This is a genomic window from Saccharopolyspora hordei (assembly GCF_013410345.1).
Classification (GTDB): Bacteria; Actinomycetota; Actinomycetes; order Mycobacteriales; family Pseudonocardiaceae; genus Saccharopolyspora; species Saccharopolyspora hordei.
Window position 1 is genome coordinate 5067376 of the sequence record NZ_JACCFJ010000001.1, and the last position, 16936, is coordinate 5084311.

A 16936-nucleotide genomic window follows, 5' to 3' on the forward strand; every position below is an offset into this window, starting at 1 on the left:
GCGGATGGCGGTATCCGCCACCCGCGCGCCGCACGGGTCACCGTCGAGGGCGACCCGTGCGGCTGGTCCGCGTTCCGGTGAACCGGGCCGGTCGGGGGACGACGGCCCGAGTCAGCGGATCGACTCCTCGATGTCGGACAGGCCCATCAGGCGCAGCTCCTGGGCGATGTAGCTGGCCGCGCGCTGCGCCGCGGGGTCCTGCCAGTTCAGGTCGTTGACCCAGTCGGCCAGGTCGTCGGTGTTGACGTAGGGCTCGCCGCTGACCACGAGCTTCTGGATGTAGTGCCGGTTGCGCATCGGGGTCTCTCCTCGCGACCCGGCGGGTTCCGGGGGGCCGGGTCACTGCCGTGTTTCGGGGGACGGGTGTGCCCGGCGGTCAGGCCCGCCGGGCAACACACTGCGTAAGCATCGCGGAGAATCCCAGATCAACTCGCCCCTTTCGGATGAACGTCACACGATTTCGGCCACGTTCCGTACATGCTTTCGGTGCCACCGCACCGCCTGCGCATCGGTCAGGGACGCCACCTGGTCCAGCACCACGCGCAACCGCGCGGCGTCGTCCTCGGCCCGCGACCACGCAGCCGCCATCGCCGGGTCCAGCGACTCCGGGGCGCGCGCGGCCAGCGCCTCCACCAGCTCCGCCAGCACCGCGCGCTGCCGCTCCTGCATCCGCAACCGCTGCGGATCGCTCATCACGTACCGGAGCGCGACCGCCTTGAGCACCGCGACCTCGGCCACCACGGGTTCGGGGACCACCAGGTCGGCGCGGTACCGGGTGAGCGGCCCCGGCCCGAAGCGCTCCACCGTGCCGGTCACCGCGGCGGCCACGAACCGCCCCACCAGCTCGCTGGTGAGCCGCTTGAGCGCCACCTGGGCGGTGTAGGTGCCGTCGTGGTCCAGCACCGCCGCCACCACCGGCCACCGCACCAGCTCCGTCGCGGCGTGCTCCAGCAGCCCCTGCACATCGCCCGTCCCGCCGTCGAGGAAGTGCTCGGCGGCCATCCGCACGATCTCCGCGCGCTCGTCGCCGCTGGTCAGCGAGCGCAGCGAGATCCGGCCGGACAGCACCCCGTCCTCGACGTCGTGCACCGAGTACGCCACGTCGTCGGCCCAGTCCATGACCTGGGCCTCCAGGCAGCGGTGCTGCGGCGGCGCGCCCTGCCGGAACCAGTCGAAGACCGCCCGGTCGTCCGGGTACACCCCGAACTTGTCCACGCCCGGCCGCTTCGGCCACGGGTACTTCGTCGCGGCGTCCAGGCACGCCCGGGTGAGGTTCAGCCCGCGGCCGACGTCACCGGGGTCGGCCAGCTTCGGTTCCAGCCGGGTGAGGATCCGGAGGGTCTGCGCGTTGCCCTCGAAGCCACCGCAGGCCCCGGCCAGGTCGTTGAGCGCGCGCTCGCCGTTGTGCCCGAAGGGCGGGTGGCCGATGTCGTGCGCGAGCCCCGCCGTGTCGACGAGGTCCGGGTCGGCGCCCAGCGCCGTCGCGATACCCCGCCCGATCTGCGCGACCTCCAGCGAGTGCGTCAACCGGGTGCGCGGGACGTCGCCCTCCTCCGGGCCGACCACCTGCGTCTTGCCCGCCAGGCGGCGCAGCGCCGCGGAGTGCAGCACGCGCGCGCGGTCGCGGGCGAACGGCGAGCGGTCGTCCGAGCGCGCACCCTCGGGCACGGCGAGCTTCGGCGGCTCGGGCAGCAGCCGCTCCACGTCGCGCTCGTCGTAGCCGGGTGTGGTGTCCATCGCGCTTCAGACTACGGCGGGGAGCCTGCGCGACGAGGGAGCCCGCGAGCGTTTCGCGGCGGTGCCCACCGGGCGGGGTCAGCCCAGGCCGGCGCCCCTGAGCTCGGCCGGGGCGTGCGTCAGCCGGTAGTACAGCAGCGCGCCGGTCTCCCGGACGATGTACCGGAACTGGACCTCGCGGGTCTGCACGATCGGCCCGGAGCGGGCGGGCGAGGCCCACGCCCGCAGCCCGAAGTCGTTGGCCATCGTCCGGGCCCGCAGCGAGTGCCACGGGTCGCTCACGATGAGCGCGCTGTCCCAGCCCCGCTGCGCGGCGAGCTGGGCCACCGCGCGCATGCTGCCCAGGGTGTCCTCGCCCTCGCTGACCTCGACGACCCGGTCGGCGGGCACGCCCTTCGCGCTCAGCCACTTCCCGCCCGCCTGGGCTTCGGTGTAGGCGTCGCCGGTCTGCCGCCCGCCGACGGTCACCACGTGGTCGGCCAGCCCGGCGCGGTACAGCTTCAGCGCCTGGTTGAGGCGCGCCTCCAGCACGTCGGAGGGCTTGCCGTGGTACTGCGCGGCGCCGAGCACCACGACGATGTCGACCGGTCGCCGGTCGTCGACGCGCGCCACCTGCCACACCCGGAAGGCGGTGCCGCCGATGACCAGCAGGACCAGCAGCAACGCGCCGACCACCACCCTGGTCAACGTCCGCCCAGGGCGGCGTCGGTGCGCGGCTCGGTGGTGACTCAAACTGGGTGAACCTCGCAGACCACGGGTCCGGGCCCGCCCCGAGGGCGAGCCCGGACTCCGCGCGTTCGTCGTCTCCCGTGCAGGGGGATCAGCAGCCGACCAGGCGGACCGCCAGGTACTCCTCCAGCTTGTCGATCGCGACCCGCTCCTGCGCCATGGTGTCGCGCTCGCGGACCGTGACCGCGTGGTCGGAGAGGGTGTCGAAGTCGACCGTCACGCAGAACGGCGTGCCGATCTCGTCCTGGCGGCGGTAGCGGCGGCCGATGGCACCGGCGTCGTCGAAGTCGACGTTCCAGTTGCGGCGCAGCTGGGCGGCGATGTCGCGGGCCTTCGGCGACAGCTCGGCGTTGCGGGACAGCGGCAGCACCGCGACCTTCACCGGCGCCAGCCGGCGGTCCAGCTTCAGCACCACGCGCTTGTCGACGCCGCCCTTGGCGTTGGGCGCCTCGTCCTCGTGGTAGGCGTCGATCAGGAACGCCATCATCGGACGGCCCACGCCGGCCGCCGGTTCGATCACGTACGGCCGGTAGCGGGAGTTGCTGGCCTGGTCGAAGTAGGACAGGTCCACCCCGGAGTGGTTGGAGTGGGTGGTCAGGTCGAAGTCGGTGCGGTTGGCGATGCCCTCGAGCTCACCCCACTCCTGACCGCCGAAGCGGAACCGGTACTCGATGTCGACCGTGCGCTTGGAGTAGTGCGACAGCTTCTCCTTCGGGTGCTCGTACTCCCGCAGGTTGTCGCGGTCGATGCCCAGGTCGGTGTACCAGGCCATGCGCTGGTCGACCCAGTACTGGTGCCACTGCTCGTCCTCGCCCGGCTCGACGAAGAACTCCATCTCCATCTGCTCGAACTCGCGGGTCCGGAAGATGAAGTTGCCGGGCGTGATCTCGTTGCGGAACGACTTGCCGATCTGGCCGATGCCGAACGGCGGCTTCTTGCGCGCCGTCGTCATCACGTTCGCGAAGTTGATGAAGATGCCCTGCGCGGTCTCGGGGCGCAGGTAGGTCATCCCCTCCTCGCTCTCGACCGGACCGAGGAAGGTCTTGAGCATCATGTTGAACTCGCGCGGCTCGGTGTACTGGCCACGCGTACCGCAGTTCGGGCACGGGACGTCGGACAGGTCGTCCTCCGCGACCTCCTTGCCGGTGCGCTCGGAGTGCTCCTCGGCGAGCTGGTCGGCGCGGAAGCGGTGGTGGCAGGAGGTGCACTCCACCAGCGGGTCGTGGAACGCGGTGACGTGCCCGGAGGCCTCCCAGACCTGGCGCGGCAGGATCACCGAGGAGTCCAGGCCCACGACGTCGTCGCGACCCTGCACCATCGACTTCCACCACTGGCGCTTGATGTTGTCCTTCAGCTCGACGCCGAGCGGACCGTAGTCCCAGGCCGACCGCGTACCGCCGTAGATCTCACCGGACGGGTAGACGAAACCACGGCGCTTGCAGAGATTGACGATCGTGTCGATCTGGTCGGCGGGCACGTTGACTCCGGAATTTCTCTTCGGTGGTGGAACCAGCTGGTCGGGCTGGAGTTTCCCAGCGTACCGACCCCGTCGCGGCAGGCGTGCGCCCGGGCCGCGGTGTCGATCCGGTCGTCCGTCCGGGCGCTACCCGTAGGATGGTGCGTGGAGCGTCACTGCGCGACGGCCCCGCAGTCAGACGGCCCCGCGCCCCGACGCGTCGGAGAGGAAGCGATGCCCACGATCAGTCCGGATGCCGAGCCGGCCCAGCCGACTGCGGGGCCCGGCCTGGGTCGTCCTGAGGACCACGAGCACTGCGCCGACCGGGCGGTGCGCCCAGTGCCGCTGCGGGACCAGCAGGTCCTGGTGGAGGCCGGTGAGCTGCTGCGCGCCCTCGCGGCGCCGGTGCGGATCGCGATCGTGTTGCAGCTGCGGGAGTCCGAGCGCTGCGTGCACGAGCTGGTCGACGCGCTCGGCGTCGCCCAGCCGCTGATCAGCCAGCACCTGCGGGTGCTGAAGTCGGCCGGGGTCGTGCACGGCGAGCGGCGCGGGCGGGAGGTCGTCTACCGGCTCGTCGACGAGCACCTGGCGCACATCGTGGTGGACGCCGCCGCGCACGCGGAGGAGTACTCCGGTGCCCGGCCGCGCGGCCTCGCGACGCGCTCCACCGAACCCGGAGTCGGACAGGAGACGGAGACAGCGTGACCACCGGCGAGGGCCCCTCGGTCGGGGTACCGGGACTGCGGGCCACCAGGCAGCGAGCAGCGGTGTCGAACCTGCTCGACCAGGTCGACGACTTCCGCTCGGCGCAGGAGCTGCACGAGGAGCTGCGGCGGCAGGGCGAGGGCATCGGCCTGACCACGGTCTACCGGACCCTGCAGACCCTGGCCGAGGCGGGCGAGGTCGACGTGCTGCGCAACCCGTCGGGCGAAGCGGTGTACCGGCGGTGCTCCAGCCACCACCACCATCACCTGGTGTGCCGCCACTGCGGCCGGACCGTGGAGGTGGCCGACCCGCCCGTGGAGAACTGGGCGGAGCGCATCGGCCAGGAGCACGGCTTCACCAACGTCAGCCACACCGTGGAGATCATCGGCACCTGCCCGAACTGCACGGACTGACCCGCCCGGTCAGTGCTCGTAGGTGTCCGGCGGGGGCGGGACGGTGCGCAGCGCGAGCACGTCCACGGTGGGCACGTGGTCGTTGGCCTCGGTCGCGGTGCCCGGGCGGAGCCGGGCCGCCACCTCGATCCAGGTGTCCGCCGGGAGGTCGGCCGCCTGCGGCGCACCGGCCAGGTCGATCTTCACCGGGGCGGCGTCGGCGGCGCAGCAGGTGATGCGCATGCGCGCGAGCTGCGTGGCCCCCGGCGCCGGGTGCACGACGAAGCCCTGGAGGCGGACCGTCCGGCCGCGGAGGGCGCCGCTGTCGTCCCAGACCGCGCGGGTGACGAGCTCCGAGGCGCTCAACAGCGGAGCCGGGCCCGGCGGCAGGTCCGGGAACAGCGGTTCCGCCGGCGCCTGCGGAGCGGCGGCGCGCTCCCGGGTCACCGAGTCCGAGCCCAGCGCGGGCGGGGCGACCAGGAAGATCGCGAAGACCGGCAGCAGCAACAGCCACGGGCTGCGCGAGGCGTGCTCGTGCTGCTCGGCGCCGTGCGCCCGGACGTCGCGGACGATGGCGACGGCGGCGAGCCCGACCACGACCAGCCCCGCCCCCACCAGCCAGGGGAACAGCGACGGCTTGACGTAGCGCAGGTAGCTGCCGCCCAGCGCGATCTTGAGCAGCGCGCCGCCGAGCAGCAGCAACAGCAGGTTCTGGGTCTCCCGGCGCATCACGCACCTCCCAGCAGCAGCGTGCCGACCACGACGGCGCAGGCGACGGCGACCGCGAACGTCGCCGGGGCGAACCGAGCCGCGAAGGCGCGCCCGAAGGCCCCGGACTGCAGCGCGACCAGCTTGAGGTCCACCACCGGCCCCACGACCAGGAACACCAGCTTGGGGACCAGCGGCAGCCCCGGCATCGAGGCCACCACGAACGCGTCGGCCTCGCTGCACAGCGCCAGCACCACCGCCAGCACGGCCATGACCAGCACCCCGAGCACGAGCTGACCGCCCAGCGACTCCAGCCACGCGGTGGGCACGAGGACGTTGAACACCGCGGACGTCAGGCCGCCCAGCACCAGGAAGCCGCCGGCCTCCACCAGGTCGTGCCGCGCGGACTCGGCGAAGACCACCCACCGGCTCCCGTCGTGCCGCGCCCCGCCCCGGCGCAGCGCGCGCTCGGCCAGCCACTCGGCCCTGCCCCACCGAGCCCACAGCCAGCCCATCGCGCAGGCGGTCAGCAGGGAGCCGAGGAACCGGGCCAGCACCATCCCGGGCTCCCCGGGGAACGCGACCGCGGTGGAGACCAGGACGATCGGGTTGATCGCCGGTGCGGCCAGCAGGAACGCCAGCGCTGCGGCGGGGGCGACGCCCTGCTGCACCAACCGGCGGGCCACCGGCACCGACGCGCACTCGCACCCCGGCAGCGCCACCCCCGCGACACCGGCGACCGGCACCGCGGCACCGGCCCGGGCCGGCAGCACCCGGCGCAGCGCGTCCGGCGGGACGAACGCCGCGACCGCCCCGCTGACCAGCACGCCGAGCACCAGGAACGGCATGGCCTGCACGCAGACCGCCACGAAGACGGTGGAGCCGGTGCGCAGCGCGGGGACGTCCAGCAGGGCGGTCAGCTGCGACTGGAACACCGCGGCGAGCACCAGCAGGACGCAGAGCACCTCCAGCGAGGTGATCACGGGACGCCGCGTGCGCGGCGGGTCGGCGGTCTCGGTCACCGGGACATCGTGCCAGGGCGAACTGACAACCATTCCCAGGAGCGCCCCCACACCCCGTCACCCACACCGGTCACACCCGTGTTCCGCCCTGGTCAACCGGCATCCCACTCACGCCCGACCCCGGGACCGACACACCGCCACACCACCCACCCGAGTGACGACGGCGCGACGTCACCGGGAGTCGGCACCGGGCTCGCCCGCAGGTGCGGATGCCGGTCCCGGGGTTCGGGTGGGCACTGAGGTCGGAGGACCTCCGCGGGATCGCCGCACCGCGGTCCAGGCCTGGTCAGGACGTGGAGCCCTCGGGTTCGGCGAGGAGTTCGGTGCGGAGCTGGGACGCCGTGGCCACGACGAGCATCATCAGCGTGCCCAGCGGCGCCGGGTCCATGCCCTCCGCCGGGAAGGCGTACCGCAGCGTCACGTCCATGCCCCGCTCGGTGCGGACCACGCCCAGCGTGCCGAACAGCCCCTGGCCCGCCCGTTCCGCGACCGACTGGGCCAGCTCGTCGGACGTCGCCAGGTCCCACGCCACCACGCAGGTCAGGCTCAGCACCGTCAGCCCCTCAGCGAGCTGCATGGCCTGCACCGCGCAAGGCACGTCGGAGTGCCGGAAGGTCAGCGCGCCGTCATCGTCGACGTGCACGTCGTGGTAGGTCTCCAGCGCTTCCTTCGCCGCGGTCATCAACCGCGCCGTGGTCGCGGCCTCCTGCGTCATCGATCGCCCTCCTCGGCTCCCGCAGTCGCCGCAGCCCGGTCCACGGCCCCGCCGAACCGCCGGTCACGGCGCGCGAACTCCTCGCACGCACGCCACAGGTGCCGTCGGTCGACGTCGGGGAACAGGGTGTCCTGGAAGACGAACTCGGCGTAGGCGGACTGCCAGAGCATGAAGTTCGACGTCCGACGCTCCCCGGAAGGCCGGATGAACAGGTCCACGTCCGGCATCTCTGGCTGGTACAGGTACTTCGCGATGGTGCGCTCGTCGACCCGGTCCGGGTTGATCTTGCCGGCTGCCGCCAGCCGGGCGATCTCCCGCGCCGCGTCGCCGATCTCGGCACGACCACCGTAGTTCACGCACATGGTCAAGTTCAGGACCCCGTTGTCCTTGGTGCGCACCTCGGCGGACTGCAGCTCGTTGACCACGCTCCGCCAGAGCTTCGGCTTGCGCCCCGCCCAACGCACCCGCACGCCCATCTCGTCGAGCTCGTCGACCCGGCGCCGGATCACGTCGCGGTTGAAGCCCATCAGGAACCGCACCTCTTCGGGGCTGCGCTTCCAGTTCTCGGTGGAGAAGGCGTACAGCGACAGCCACTTCACCCCGATCTCGATCGCGCCGCGGGCCAGTTCCAGCACGACGGCTTCGCCGCGCTTGTGCCCCTCGATGCGGGGCAGGCCGCGCTCGTTGGCCCACCGGCCGTTGCCGTCCATCACGACCGCGACGTGGTGGGGCACGAACTCGGGCGGTAGCGCCGGCGGCTTCTCCCCCGAGGCGTGCGGCTCGGGCGCCCGAACGGTCGGGTCGTCCTTGTCCCGCCCACGGCGTCGCAACATGCGGTTTCTCCCCTTCGAACTGCTGGGCATGAGGTCATCATTGTCCCCACCCGGGTCGGTGGGCGGTTCAGCGCCCGTCCTCGGCCGTGCCGACCAGCGCCGCGTCCGCCGCACGCTCCTTGATCAGCTCCGGCACGGTCCGCTCGACGAGCGGCAACGACCGCAACTGCCGCTCCATGTGCCACTGCAGGTGCGCGGCGATCAGCCCGCTGGCCTCCCGGCGGACCGGGGGCTCCGCCCGCTCCGCGCTGGTCCAGTCGCCGTGCAGCAGCGCCTCCATCAGCGGCAGCGTGTGCGCGGACGGCCGCACCGACCCCGCCGGGCGGCACCGCGCGCACACCGAGCCCCCGGCCTGCACGTGGAACGCCGCGTGCGGGCCGGCGGCACCGCACCGGGCGCACTCGGACAGCGCCGGGGCCCAGCCCGCGAACGACATCGCGCGCAGCAGGAACGCGTCGAGCACCTGCGAGGAGTCGCGCTCCCGACCGGCCAGCGCCCGCAGCGCCCCGACGGCCAGCAGGTACAGCCGCAGCACCGGCTCGCCCTCCTCGGCGGCCAACCGGTCCACGGTCTCCAGCACCGCGCAGGCCGCGGTGTAGCGCTGGTAGTCGTCGACGATGTGCAGGCCGAAGGCGTCCACGGTCTGCACCTGGGTGATCACGTCGAGCGTGCGGCCGGTGTAGAGCTGCACGTCGACGTGGCAGAACGGCTCGACGCGGGCGCCGAACCGCGATGTGGTCCGCCGCACCCCCTTGGCGACCGCGCGGACTTTGCCGTAGCGGCGGGTCAGCAGGGTTATGATCCGATCCGCCTCACCCAGCTTCTGCACCCGCAGCACGACAGCGGTGTCCCGGTAGAGGCTCACCCCCACATCGTCGCACCTCGCGCGTGGCGCCTCGCGGGTGCGGCGCAGATCCGGTCCCCCGGGACGTCCCGGCGCGGACCGGTTCGGCTGAGAGGAACCGATGACCTACCCCTACGACCCGAACCACCCTCCGGTCCTCGGCTACCCGCCGCGGAACAACGGCCTGGCGATCGCGTCCCTGTGCGTCTCGCTGGCGGCCATCATGACCTGCTACGGCGCGCTGCTCGTCGGCCCGGTCGGCGCCGTCCTCGGGCACGTGTCGCTGCGCGAGATCAAGCGCGCCCCGCACCTCTACCACAACCGCAGCATGGCGTTGGCCGGCATCATCATCGGCTGGTCGGTGTTCGCGCTGTGGGCCCTGCTCATCACGTTCGTGATCATGGCCGCCACCGGCGTGCTGGGGCCCGACCTCGAGTCGGCGTTCAACGACTAGACGTAGAGCGCGGAGAAGGGCGGGAAGGGCAGGTTCCTGATCACCGACCACACGGCGATCAGGGCCAGCCCCACGTGCGGCGCCCAGCGCCACTGCTCCCAGGTGCGCACCGGCTGCCCGCGCCAGCGGCCCAGCACCCAGGCTCCCCAGGTCCACAGGAAGAACGGCAGGAACAGCAGCGCCGCCGCGTTGTAGTGCAGCGCCGCCGGCACGTCGCCGTGCAGCAGGCTGTACACCATGCGGGTCGTCCCGCACCCGGGGCAGTCCAGCCCGGTCAGGAGCTTGACCGGGCACGGCGGCAGCGGGAACCCGGCGTCGGAGGTCGGGTCCGCGGCCAGCACGACCGCCGCCCCGGCGCAGGCGAGGAGGACCGTGGCGGCCGGCCACACCAGGGCGCGCAGCCGGCCCGCGGTCGAGGCACCGCTCGTCATCGGATCGTCGAGATGCTCGCGCCGATGAGCACGAACACGAGGACGAAGTAGAGGAGCAGGAACAGGACCAACGCCCCGTAGCAGCAGGCCCCGACGATGACGCCGATCTTGCCCCACTTCTTGGCCTCGTCGGCCGCGACCTGCGCCTGGGTGTGCTGGCCCTGGTACCACAGCGAGCTGACCTGCAGCGCCTTGATCAGCGACGGGATCCCGAACGGCCAGCAGATCAGCAGCGACGCGATGGCCCAGCCGAGGTTGTTGTTCAGCGGCATGGGCGCGACCCCGAACTGCGCCGCGTAGCCCGGCACCGGCACCGGCGGGGGCGCTTGCTGCGGTGGCTGGTCCTGCTGCGGCTGCTGGTCCTGCTCGGGCTGCTCGCTCATCACATCCCCCACGTTCCGGGCCGTTGCGGGCGCGAGGTCCGCGCCCGCAACGGCGTGCCGGGATCAGTAGCTGCTGTAGCTGGTCGCCGCGATGCCTGCGATGACGAAGAGCGCGATGTAGAGCAGGATCAGCAGACCCCAGCCGCACGCCCCGACGATGATCCCGATCTTGCCCCACTTCTTGGCCTCAGCAGCTGCCTCCTGCGCCTGCTGGTACTGCCCCTGCAGCCACAGGTTCTGCACCGAGGTGGCCTTGATCAGCGAGGGGATCGCGAACGGCCAGCACAGGAAGATCGAGCCGATGCCCCACCCGATGTTGTTGTTCGGCGGTGCGGCACCGTAGCCAGGTTGCCCGTAGGGAGCGGGCTGGCCGTACGGCTGCTGGGGCATCGGCCCCGAAGACGGCCCGTACCCACCTGGCTGCTGGCCGTACGGCTGCTGCGGATTGGGCCCTGAAGGCGGCCCGCCATAGGGATTCGTCACGGTGATTCCTCTGCACGATCATCGAAGGACCGAGGTGCTCTGATCACTGAGAGCACGTGTCGGCGGCAACGTACCTGAGACGCGGGCGCCACACGCCGCGTTCCCGCAAAACCGAAGCGCAGATGTGATCAGAAGCCCAGTTTGCGCAACTGCCGCGGGTCGCGCTGCCAGTCCTTGGCCACCTTGACGTGCAGGTCGAGGTAGATCTTGCTGCCGAGCAGCGCCTGGATGTGCTTGCGGGCCTGGGTGCCGACCGCGCGCAACCGCTCCCCGCCCTTGCCGATGACGATCGACTTCTGGCTGGGGCGCTCGACGTAGACCACCGCGTGCACGTCGACCAGGTCGTCGCGGCCCTCGCGCGGGACCATCTCCTCGATGGTCACCGCCAGCGAGTGCGGCAGCTCGTCGCGCACGCCCTCCAGCGCGGCCTCGCGGATCAGCTCGGCGATGAGGGTGGTCTCCGGCTCGTCGGTCAGCTCGCCGTCCGGGTACAGCTGCGGCCCCTCCGGGAGCTGCTGCACGAGCAGGTCGGAGAGCACGTCGACCTGGAAGGACTCCACGGCGGACACCGGCACCAGCTCGGCGAAGTCCATGACCTCCTGCAGGGCGAGCAGCTGCTGGGCCACCCGTTCCCTGGGCACCAGGTCGGTCTTGGTGACGATGCCCAGCACCGGGGTGCGGCGGGCCACCTTCTTGAGCTGCTCGGCGATGAACCGGTCCCCCGGGCCGATCTTCTGGTCGGCCGGCACGCAGAACCCGACCACGTCCACTTCGGACCAGGTCTCGTAGACCAGGTCGTTGAGCCGTCGGCCGAGGAGGGTGCGCGGCCGGTGCAGGCCGGGGGTGTCCACGATGATCAGCTGCGCGTCCGGCCGGTGCACGATGCCGCGGATGGCGTGCCTGGTGGTCTGCGGTTTGCTGGAGGTGATCGCCACCTTGGAGCCGACCAGGCTGTTCGTCAGCGTCGACTTCCCGGCGTTGGGGCGGCCGACGAAGCAGGCGAATCCGGAGCGGTGCACATCAGAGCTGGTCACCGGCCCATTGTGACGGTCCCGCCCGTGCATCCGCGCACGGGGTGCACGGGCGCGGAGCCCCCGGCCGGTCCGGCCGGGGGCTCCGCGTGGTCGGGTCAGGAGTTGAGCACTCCGGCGACCTCGCCGCGGGCGTCGGCGCGCAGGATCGGCGCCGAGCCCGTCAGGTCGCGGACCGCGGCCGCGGACGCGGCGTCGATGGAGCGGGCGTCGGTGACCACCGCCGCGGCCTCCAGCCCCTCCGCGCCGCTGGCCACCGCGGCGGCCACCGCGGCCTGCAGCGCGGTGAGGCGCAGCGACGGCAGGGAGACGGTGCAGGCCGCGTAGGTGCGCCCGTCGGTGTCGCGGACCGCCGCGCCCTCGGCGGCGCCGGTGCGGGCGCGCGCCGACCTCGCCAGCGTGACGATCTTGGCGTCCTCCGGTTCGAGCTGCTCCGGCGCCGCCGCTTCCACGTGCTCAGCCACGGGTGTTGCTTCCTTCCTGGTCAGCACCGCGCAGCGGTGCGTGGTCTGCGTTCACCGGCCGGACCAGCAGCGCGTTGATGCGGATCCGGCCGCGGTGGTCCTTGCCGCCCTCGGCGCGCAGCTTCAGCCCGGCGATCTCGGCCTCCGCGCCCGGCAGCGGGACCCGGCCGAGGCGCTGCGCGAGCAGGCCGCCGACGGTCTCCACGTCGGAGTCGTCGAGGTCGACGTCGAACAGCTCGCCGAGGTCCTCCACCGGCAGCCGGGAGCTGACCCGGACGGTGCCGTCGTCGAGCTTCTCGATCGGCCGGTGCTCTTCGAGGTCCGACTCGTCGGTGATCTCGCCGACGATCTCCTCGATGATGTCCTCGATGGTCAGCAGCCCGGCGGTGCCACCGTACTCGTCGACGGCGATGGCCAGGTGGCTGCGGGACAGCTGCATCTCGCGGAGCAGCTCGTCGACCCGCTTGGTGTCGGGCACGAAGCTGGCCGGGCGCATCAGCTCGGACACCGGCGGGCCGTCCTCATCGCGCGCGGTGAGCACCGCGCGGGTGAGGTCCTTGACCGTCACCACCCCGACGACGTCGTCGACGCTCTCCCCGATCACCGGGATCCGGGAGAAGCCCGAGCGCAGGCACAGCGCCAGCGCCTGCCGGGCGGTCTTGGTCTGCTCGATCCAGATGATCTCGGTGCGCGGCACCATGACCTCGCGGGCCAGCGTGTCGCCGAGCTCGAAGACCGAGTGGATCATCTCCCGCTCCCCGGCGGCCACCACGCCGCGCTCGCCGGCCAGGTCCACCAGCTCGCGCAGCTCCACCTCGGTGGAGAACGGGCCCTCGCGGAACCCCTTGCCGGGAGTGAGCATGTTGCCGATGAGGATCAGCAGCCGGGTCAGCGGGTTGAGCAGCCGGGCCAGCACCCGCACCGGCGCGGCCACCTTCAGCCCGATGCCGTAGGGGTGCTGCCGACCGACCGTGCGCGGTCCGACGCCGACCAGCACGTACGAGGCCACCAGCATGATCAGCCCGGCGATGACCACGGCCCAGGCCTCGGAGTCGGCCAGCCGCAGCGCGACCACCGTGACCAGCACCGTGGCGCCCAGCTCGCAGGCCAGCCGCAGCAGCAGGAGCAGGTTGACGTGCCGGGGCCGGTCGGCGAGCAGCAGCGCGAACTGCTTGGCCCCGCTCCGGCCCTCGCGCACCAGTTCGTCCACGCGGGCGCGGGAGGCCACCGTGACCGCGGATTCCGAGGCGGCGAACACCCCGGCAGCGAGCACCAGCAGCACCGCCGTGACGAGGAACGCGGTGGAATCGCTCGGTTCCAACGCGGCCCCCTCAGTTGGCGGGCGCCGGCCCGCCCCGCGGCGGCTCCGGCTCGTCCAACCCGACCGCGCCGAGGACCTTGTCGTCCGCGCTGCGCTGCGCCTCCGCGCGCTCAGCCGCAGCGCGGGCCTCGCGGAACTCCGCGAGGATGCGGTTCTGCAGCCCGAACATCTCCCGCTCCTCCTCCGGCTCGGCGTGGTCGTAGCCGAGGAGGTGCAGCACGCCGTGCACGGTGAGCAGGTGCAGCTCGTCGAGCAGGCTGTGCCCGGCCTTGCGGGCCTGGTCGCGGGCGAAGGCGGGGCAGAGCACGATGTCGCCCAGCAGCGCCGGGCCGGCCCCCGCCGAGTCCGGGCGGCGGGCCGAGTCGTACTCGTCCATCGGGAAGGACATCACGTCGGTGGGGCCCGGCAGGTCCATCCACCGCTCGTGCAGGTCGGCCATCACGTCGAGCTCGACGAGCACGATGGACAGCTCGGCGAGCTGGTTGACGCTCATCTTGTCGAGGGCGAACCGGGCGACCGAGACGATGCTCGCCTCGGGCACGGCGACGCCGGATTCGTTGGCGATCTCGATGCTCATGCTCGTCCTCGTCGGTGCCCGTTGCCTCGCCGCTCGTGCTGCTCGGCCTCTTCCCGCGCGTGCCAGCGGTCGTAGGCGTTCACGATGTCGGTGACCAGGCGGTGCCGCACCACGTCGTGGCTGTCCAGCTGCGCGAAGTGCACGTCGTCCACCTCGCCCAGGATCTGCTGCACCACCTTCAGCCCGCTGCGCTGGCCACCGGGCAGGTCGATCTGGGTGACGTCCCCGGTGACCACGATCTTGGAGCCGAAGCCCAGCCGGGTCAGGAACATCTTCATCTGCTCCGGCGTGGTGTTCTGCGCCTCGTCCAGGATGATGAACGCGTCGTTGAGGGTCCGGCCGCGCATGTAGGCCAGCGGGGCGATCTCGATGGTGCCCGCCTGCGTCAGCCGCGGCACCGACTCCGGGTCGACCATGTCGTGCAGCGCGTCGTACAGCGGCCGCAGGTAGGGGTCGATCTTCTCGTAGAGCGTGCCCGGCAGGAAGCCGAGCCGCTCCCCGGCCTCGACCGCGGGCCGGGTCAGGATGATCCGGTTGACCTGCTTCGCCTGCAGCGCCTGCACGGCCTTGGCCATCGCCAGGTAGGTCTTGCCCGTCCCGGCCGGGCCGATGCCGAACACCACGGTGTGGTTGTCGATGGCGTCGACGTAGCGCTTCTGGTTCAGCGTCTTGGGGCGGATGGTGCGGCCGCGCCGGGACACGATGTCCAGGCTCAGGACGTCGGCCGGCGACTCGTCGTGGTCCGCGGAGAGCATGCCGACGCTGCGGCGGACGATGTCCGGGGTCAGCGGGCTGCCCTTGCCGATCAGGGCGATGAGCTCGGCGAACACCCGTTCGCCGAAGGCCACCTCAGCGGGGTCGCCGGACAGCGTCACCTCGTTGCCCCGGACGTGGACGTCGGCGGTGAGCAGGTCTTCCACGACCCGCAGGTTCTCGTCACGGGACCCGACCAGGGTCAGCACGACGTCGTCGGGAACGGTCACCTTGGACTGCGCCCGTTCGGCCTGCGCTGCCGCTGTCTGGGAAGGTTCTCCGGAGTGGGCGGCAGCGCCGCCCGCTGCAATACCGGCCACGTGTGTTCGGGCCTGCTTTCTGCGCGTTCCGCGCCGGTCGTTCGGTCAGTTCTTCCTGGCACCGATGGTAGTCCACACGGCAATCCGATCGCCGCCGTCACCGCTCGCGCGCGACGTGGACCACGGCGCTCGCGGTGGCGGCGCGGCCGGCCGGTCGCACCGCCACCGGGCCCGCCCGGTCAGCCCTTGAGCGGACCACCGGTCAGGCCGCCGAGCGGCTCGCCGCCCAGCAGGTGCAGGTGCACGTGGAAGATCGTCTGCCCGGCGTCGGCACCGGTGTTGAACAGCAGCCGGTAGCCGGACTCCTCGATGCCCTCCTGCGCGGCGATCTCGCGGGCCACGGTGAACAGCTCGGCGAGCAGCTCCGGGTCGGCCGCGGCGAGCTCGGCGGCGTTGCGGTAGCGCTTCTTCGGCACCACCAGCACGTGCGTGGGCGCCTGCGGGTTGATGTCGCGGATGGCGATGACCCGGTCGTTCTCCCGCACGATGTCGGCGGGCACCTCGCGCGCGATGATGCGCAGGAACAGGGAATCCATGTCGCTCATGCCAGCAGGCTAAGGGGTGCGGGCCCCGTGGCGAGGGGCACCTCGGCGGAGCACCCGGCACGCTGCGCCGCAACCGGGTCTGGGGGTAGGTCCCGCTTGCGGCGCAGCTCTCGCCGGACCGAGGGGGGAGGCGTCCGGCGAGTGCTGGGGTCCGATGCCCCGTGCGGCACCGGTCGCGGACGAACCGCGATCATCCAGATCTCGCGGCAGAGCGTAGCGCTGTGTCGATCGATCGCGCTACGACAACGGCGCAAGTTTGTGATCTTCTTCGCGGACCGTGACCGTCATCAGCTCCAGCGGTCGGTGCGGACGCCGAGCGCGCCGAGGGCGACCGCGGCGGCGGTGGAGGCGCGCAGCACCGTCGGGCCCAGGCGCACCACCTGCGCGCCCGCCTCGGTCAGCGCCGCGAGCTCCTCGCGAGTGATGCCGCCCTCCGGGCCGACCACCAGCAGCAGCTCGCCCGACTCCGGCAGCTCCACGGACGCCATCGGCTCGGTCGCCGACTCGTGCAGCACGAGGGTCGCGTCCGCCTGGCCGACCAGCGCGGCGAGCTGCTTGGTGCTCACCGGCTCGGCCACCTCCGGCGTCCACGCCCGGCGCGCCTGCTTCGCCGCCTGCTGCGCGGTGCTGCGCCACCGCGCCAGCGCCTTGGCGCCGCGCGGGCCGTCGTCCCACTTCGCCACGCAGCGGGACGCCCGCCACGGCACGACCGCGTCGACCCCGGCCTCGGTGGCCAGCTCCACCGCGAGCTCGCCGCGGTCGCCCTTCACCAGGGCCTGCGCGAGCCGCACCCGCAGCGCCGGCTGCGGTTCCCGCCAGGTCTCGAGCACGGCCAGCTGCAGCTCGTCCTTGGCCGCCGCCGTCACCTCGCAGCGGGCCAGACCGCCGCGGCGGTCGGAGAGCAGCAGGTGCTCGCCCGGCCGGAGCCGGCGCACGGTCGCCGCGTGCTTGCCCTCCGGCCCGTCCAACGTGGTCGCCCCGGCAGCGGGCAGCTGGTCGACGGTGAACACCGGCAACGACGATTCCGACACGT

The 16936-nt window shown here is 72.4% G+C and carries 22 protein-coding genes; 3 read left to right on the forward strand and 19 right to left on the reverse strand.

Annotation, left to right across the window (positions count from 1 at the left end):
• Positions 1-111 precede the first annotated feature (111 nt).
• From HNR68_RS23205 to HNR68_RS23220, 4 genes are all read right to left on the reverse strand, one after another.
• Positions 112-297, reverse strand: a complete 186-nt coding sequence (locus tag HNR68_RS23205; protein WP_179723855.1) for a hypothetical protein — start codon at positions 295-297, stop codon at positions 112-114.
• A gap of 153 nt (positions 298-450) precedes the next feature.
• Positions 451-1737: a deoxyguanosinetriphosphate triphosphohydrolase gene (locus tag HNR68_RS23210; protein WP_179723856.1), complete on the reverse strand. Its 1287-nt coding sequence runs from the start codon at positions 1735-1737 to the stop codon at positions 451-453.
• Between the two features lie 78 nt (positions 1738-1815).
• The gene (locus tag HNR68_RS23215; RefSeq protein ID WP_218888404.1) at positions 1816-2424 is read right to left on the reverse strand and encodes a YdcF family protein; all 609 of its coding nucleotides are present in this window, start codon (positions 2422-2424) and stop codon (positions 1816-1818) included.
• A gap of 133 nt (positions 2425-2557) precedes the next feature.
• Positions 2558-3943, reverse strand: a complete 1386-nt coding sequence (locus HNR68_RS23220) for a glycine--tRNA ligase (RefSeq protein WP_179723857.1) — start codon at positions 3941-3943, stop codon at positions 2558-2560.
• Positions 3944-4156: 213 nt separating this feature from the next.
• On the opposite strand from HNR68_RS23220, the gene HNR68_RS23225 reads away from it, so the two are divergent.
• Both HNR68_RS23225 and HNR68_RS23230 read left to right on the forward strand, forming a co-directional pair.
• Entirely contained in the window at positions 4157-4627 is a 471-nt protein-coding gene (locus HNR68_RS23225; RefSeq protein ID WP_179723858.1) for an ArsR/SmtB family transcription factor, read from the forward strand.
• Positions 4624-5040: a transcriptional repressor gene (locus HNR68_RS23230; protein ID WP_179723859.1), complete on the forward strand. Its 417-nt coding sequence runs from the start codon at positions 4624-4626 to the stop codon at positions 5038-5040. Before HNR68_RS23225 ends, HNR68_RS23230 begins: the two co-directional genes overlap by 4 nt.
• A gap of 9 nt (positions 5041-5049) precedes the next feature.
• On the opposite strand, the gene HNR68_RS23235 is transcribed toward HNR68_RS23230, so the two are convergent.
• From HNR68_RS23235 to recO, 5 genes are all read right to left on the reverse strand, one after another.
• A complete protein-coding gene (locus HNR68_RS23235; RefSeq protein WP_179723860.1) occupies positions 5050-5748 on the reverse strand; it encodes a TIGR03943 family putative permease subunit in 699 nt (232 codons plus the stop codon).
• On the reverse strand, positions 5748-6782 hold the full coding sequence (locus HNR68_RS23240; protein ID WP_179723861.1) for a permease: 1035 nt from the start codon (positions 6780-6782) through the stop codon (positions 5748-5750). The genes HNR68_RS23235 and HNR68_RS23240 overlap by 1 nt, the downstream gene beginning before the upstream one ends.
• A 253-nt stretch (positions 6783-7035) precedes the next feature.
• On the reverse strand, positions 7036-7464 hold the full coding sequence (locus tag HNR68_RS23245; protein WP_179723862.1) for a hypothetical protein: 429 nt from the start codon (positions 7462-7464) through the stop codon (positions 7036-7038).
• Complete coding sequence (locus HNR68_RS23250) at positions 7461-8297, reverse strand: isoprenyl transferase (RefSeq protein ID WP_179723863.1); 837 nt, start codon at positions 8295-8297, stop codon at positions 7461-7463. Before HNR68_RS23250 ends, HNR68_RS23245 begins: the two co-directional genes overlap by 4 nt.
• A gap of 67 nt (positions 8298-8364) precedes the next feature.
• Positions 8365-9162, reverse strand: a complete 798-nt coding sequence (gene recO, locus HNR68_RS23255) for a DNA repair protein RecO (protein ID WP_179723864.1) — start codon at positions 9160-9162, stop codon at positions 8365-8367.
• A 100-nt stretch (positions 9163-9262) separates the two neighbouring features.
• Between recO and HNR68_RS23260 the strand changes: the two genes are divergently transcribed.
• Positions 9263-9595, forward strand: coding sequence for a DUF4190 domain-containing protein (locus HNR68_RS23260; RefSeq protein WP_179723865.1), 333 nt, complete (start codon positions 9263-9265; stop codon positions 9593-9595).
• On the opposite strand, the gene HNR68_RS23265 is transcribed toward HNR68_RS23260, so the two are convergent.
• The 10 genes from HNR68_RS23265 to HNR68_RS23310 form a co-directional block, all read right to left on the reverse strand.
• Positions 9592-10026 carry a DUF2752 domain-containing protein gene (locus tag HNR68_RS23265; protein ID WP_179723866.1) on the reverse strand — a complete coding sequence of 145 codons (435 nt, stop codon included), beginning with the start codon at positions 10024-10026 and terminating at the stop codon, positions 9592-9594. The genes HNR68_RS23260 and HNR68_RS23265 overlap by 4 nt on opposite strands.
• Positions 10023-10409 (reverse strand): CD225/dispanin family protein, encoded by a 387-nt coding sequence (locus tag HNR68_RS23270; protein WP_179723867.1) that lies wholly within the window; start codon positions 10407-10409, stop codon positions 10023-10025. The genes HNR68_RS23265 and HNR68_RS23270 overlap by 4 nt, the downstream gene beginning before the upstream one ends.
• 63 nt (positions 10410-10472) lie before the next feature.
• Entirely contained in the window at positions 10473-10892 is a 420-nt protein-coding gene (locus HNR68_RS23275) for a CD225/dispanin family protein (protein ID WP_179723868.1), read from the reverse strand.
• Between the two features lie 128 nt (positions 10893-11020).
• Complete coding sequence (gene era, locus HNR68_RS23280; protein ID WP_343050351.1) at positions 11021-11926, reverse strand: GTPase Era; 906 nt, start codon at positions 11924-11926, stop codon at positions 11021-11023.
• A 95-nt stretch (positions 11927-12021) separates the two neighbouring features.
• On the reverse strand, positions 12022-12387 hold the full coding sequence (locus tag HNR68_RS23285) for a cytidine deaminase (protein WP_179723870.1): 366 nt from the start codon (positions 12385-12387) through the stop codon (positions 12022-12024).
• Entirely contained in the window at positions 12380-13708 is a 1329-nt protein-coding gene (locus tag HNR68_RS23290) for a hemolysin family protein (protein ID WP_179723871.1), read from the reverse strand. Before HNR68_RS23290 ends, HNR68_RS23285 begins: the two co-directional genes overlap by 8 nt.
• A 10-nt stretch (positions 13709-13718) precedes the next feature.
• Positions 13719-14285 (reverse strand): rRNA maturation RNase YbeY, encoded by a 567-nt coding sequence (ybeY, locus tag HNR68_RS23295; protein WP_179723872.1) that lies wholly within the window; start codon positions 14283-14285, stop codon positions 13719-13721.
• Positions 14282-15358: a PhoH family protein gene (locus HNR68_RS23300; RefSeq protein ID WP_179723873.1), complete on the reverse strand. Its 1077-nt coding sequence runs from the start codon at positions 15356-15358 to the stop codon at positions 14282-14284. Before HNR68_RS23300 ends, ybeY begins: the two co-directional genes overlap by 4 nt.
• A gap of 179 nt (positions 15359-15537) precedes the next feature.
• On the reverse strand, positions 15538-15903 hold the full coding sequence (locus HNR68_RS23305) for a histidine triad nucleotide-binding protein (RefSeq protein WP_179723874.1): 366 nt from the start codon (positions 15901-15903) through the stop codon (positions 15538-15540).
• A gap of 287 nt (positions 15904-16190) precedes the next feature.
• A complete protein-coding gene (locus HNR68_RS23310; RefSeq protein ID WP_179723875.1) occupies positions 16191-16934 on the reverse strand; it encodes a 16S rRNA (uracil(1498)-N(3))-methyltransferase in 744 nt (247 codons plus the stop codon).
• Between the last annotated feature and the right edge of the window lie 2 nt (positions 16935-16936).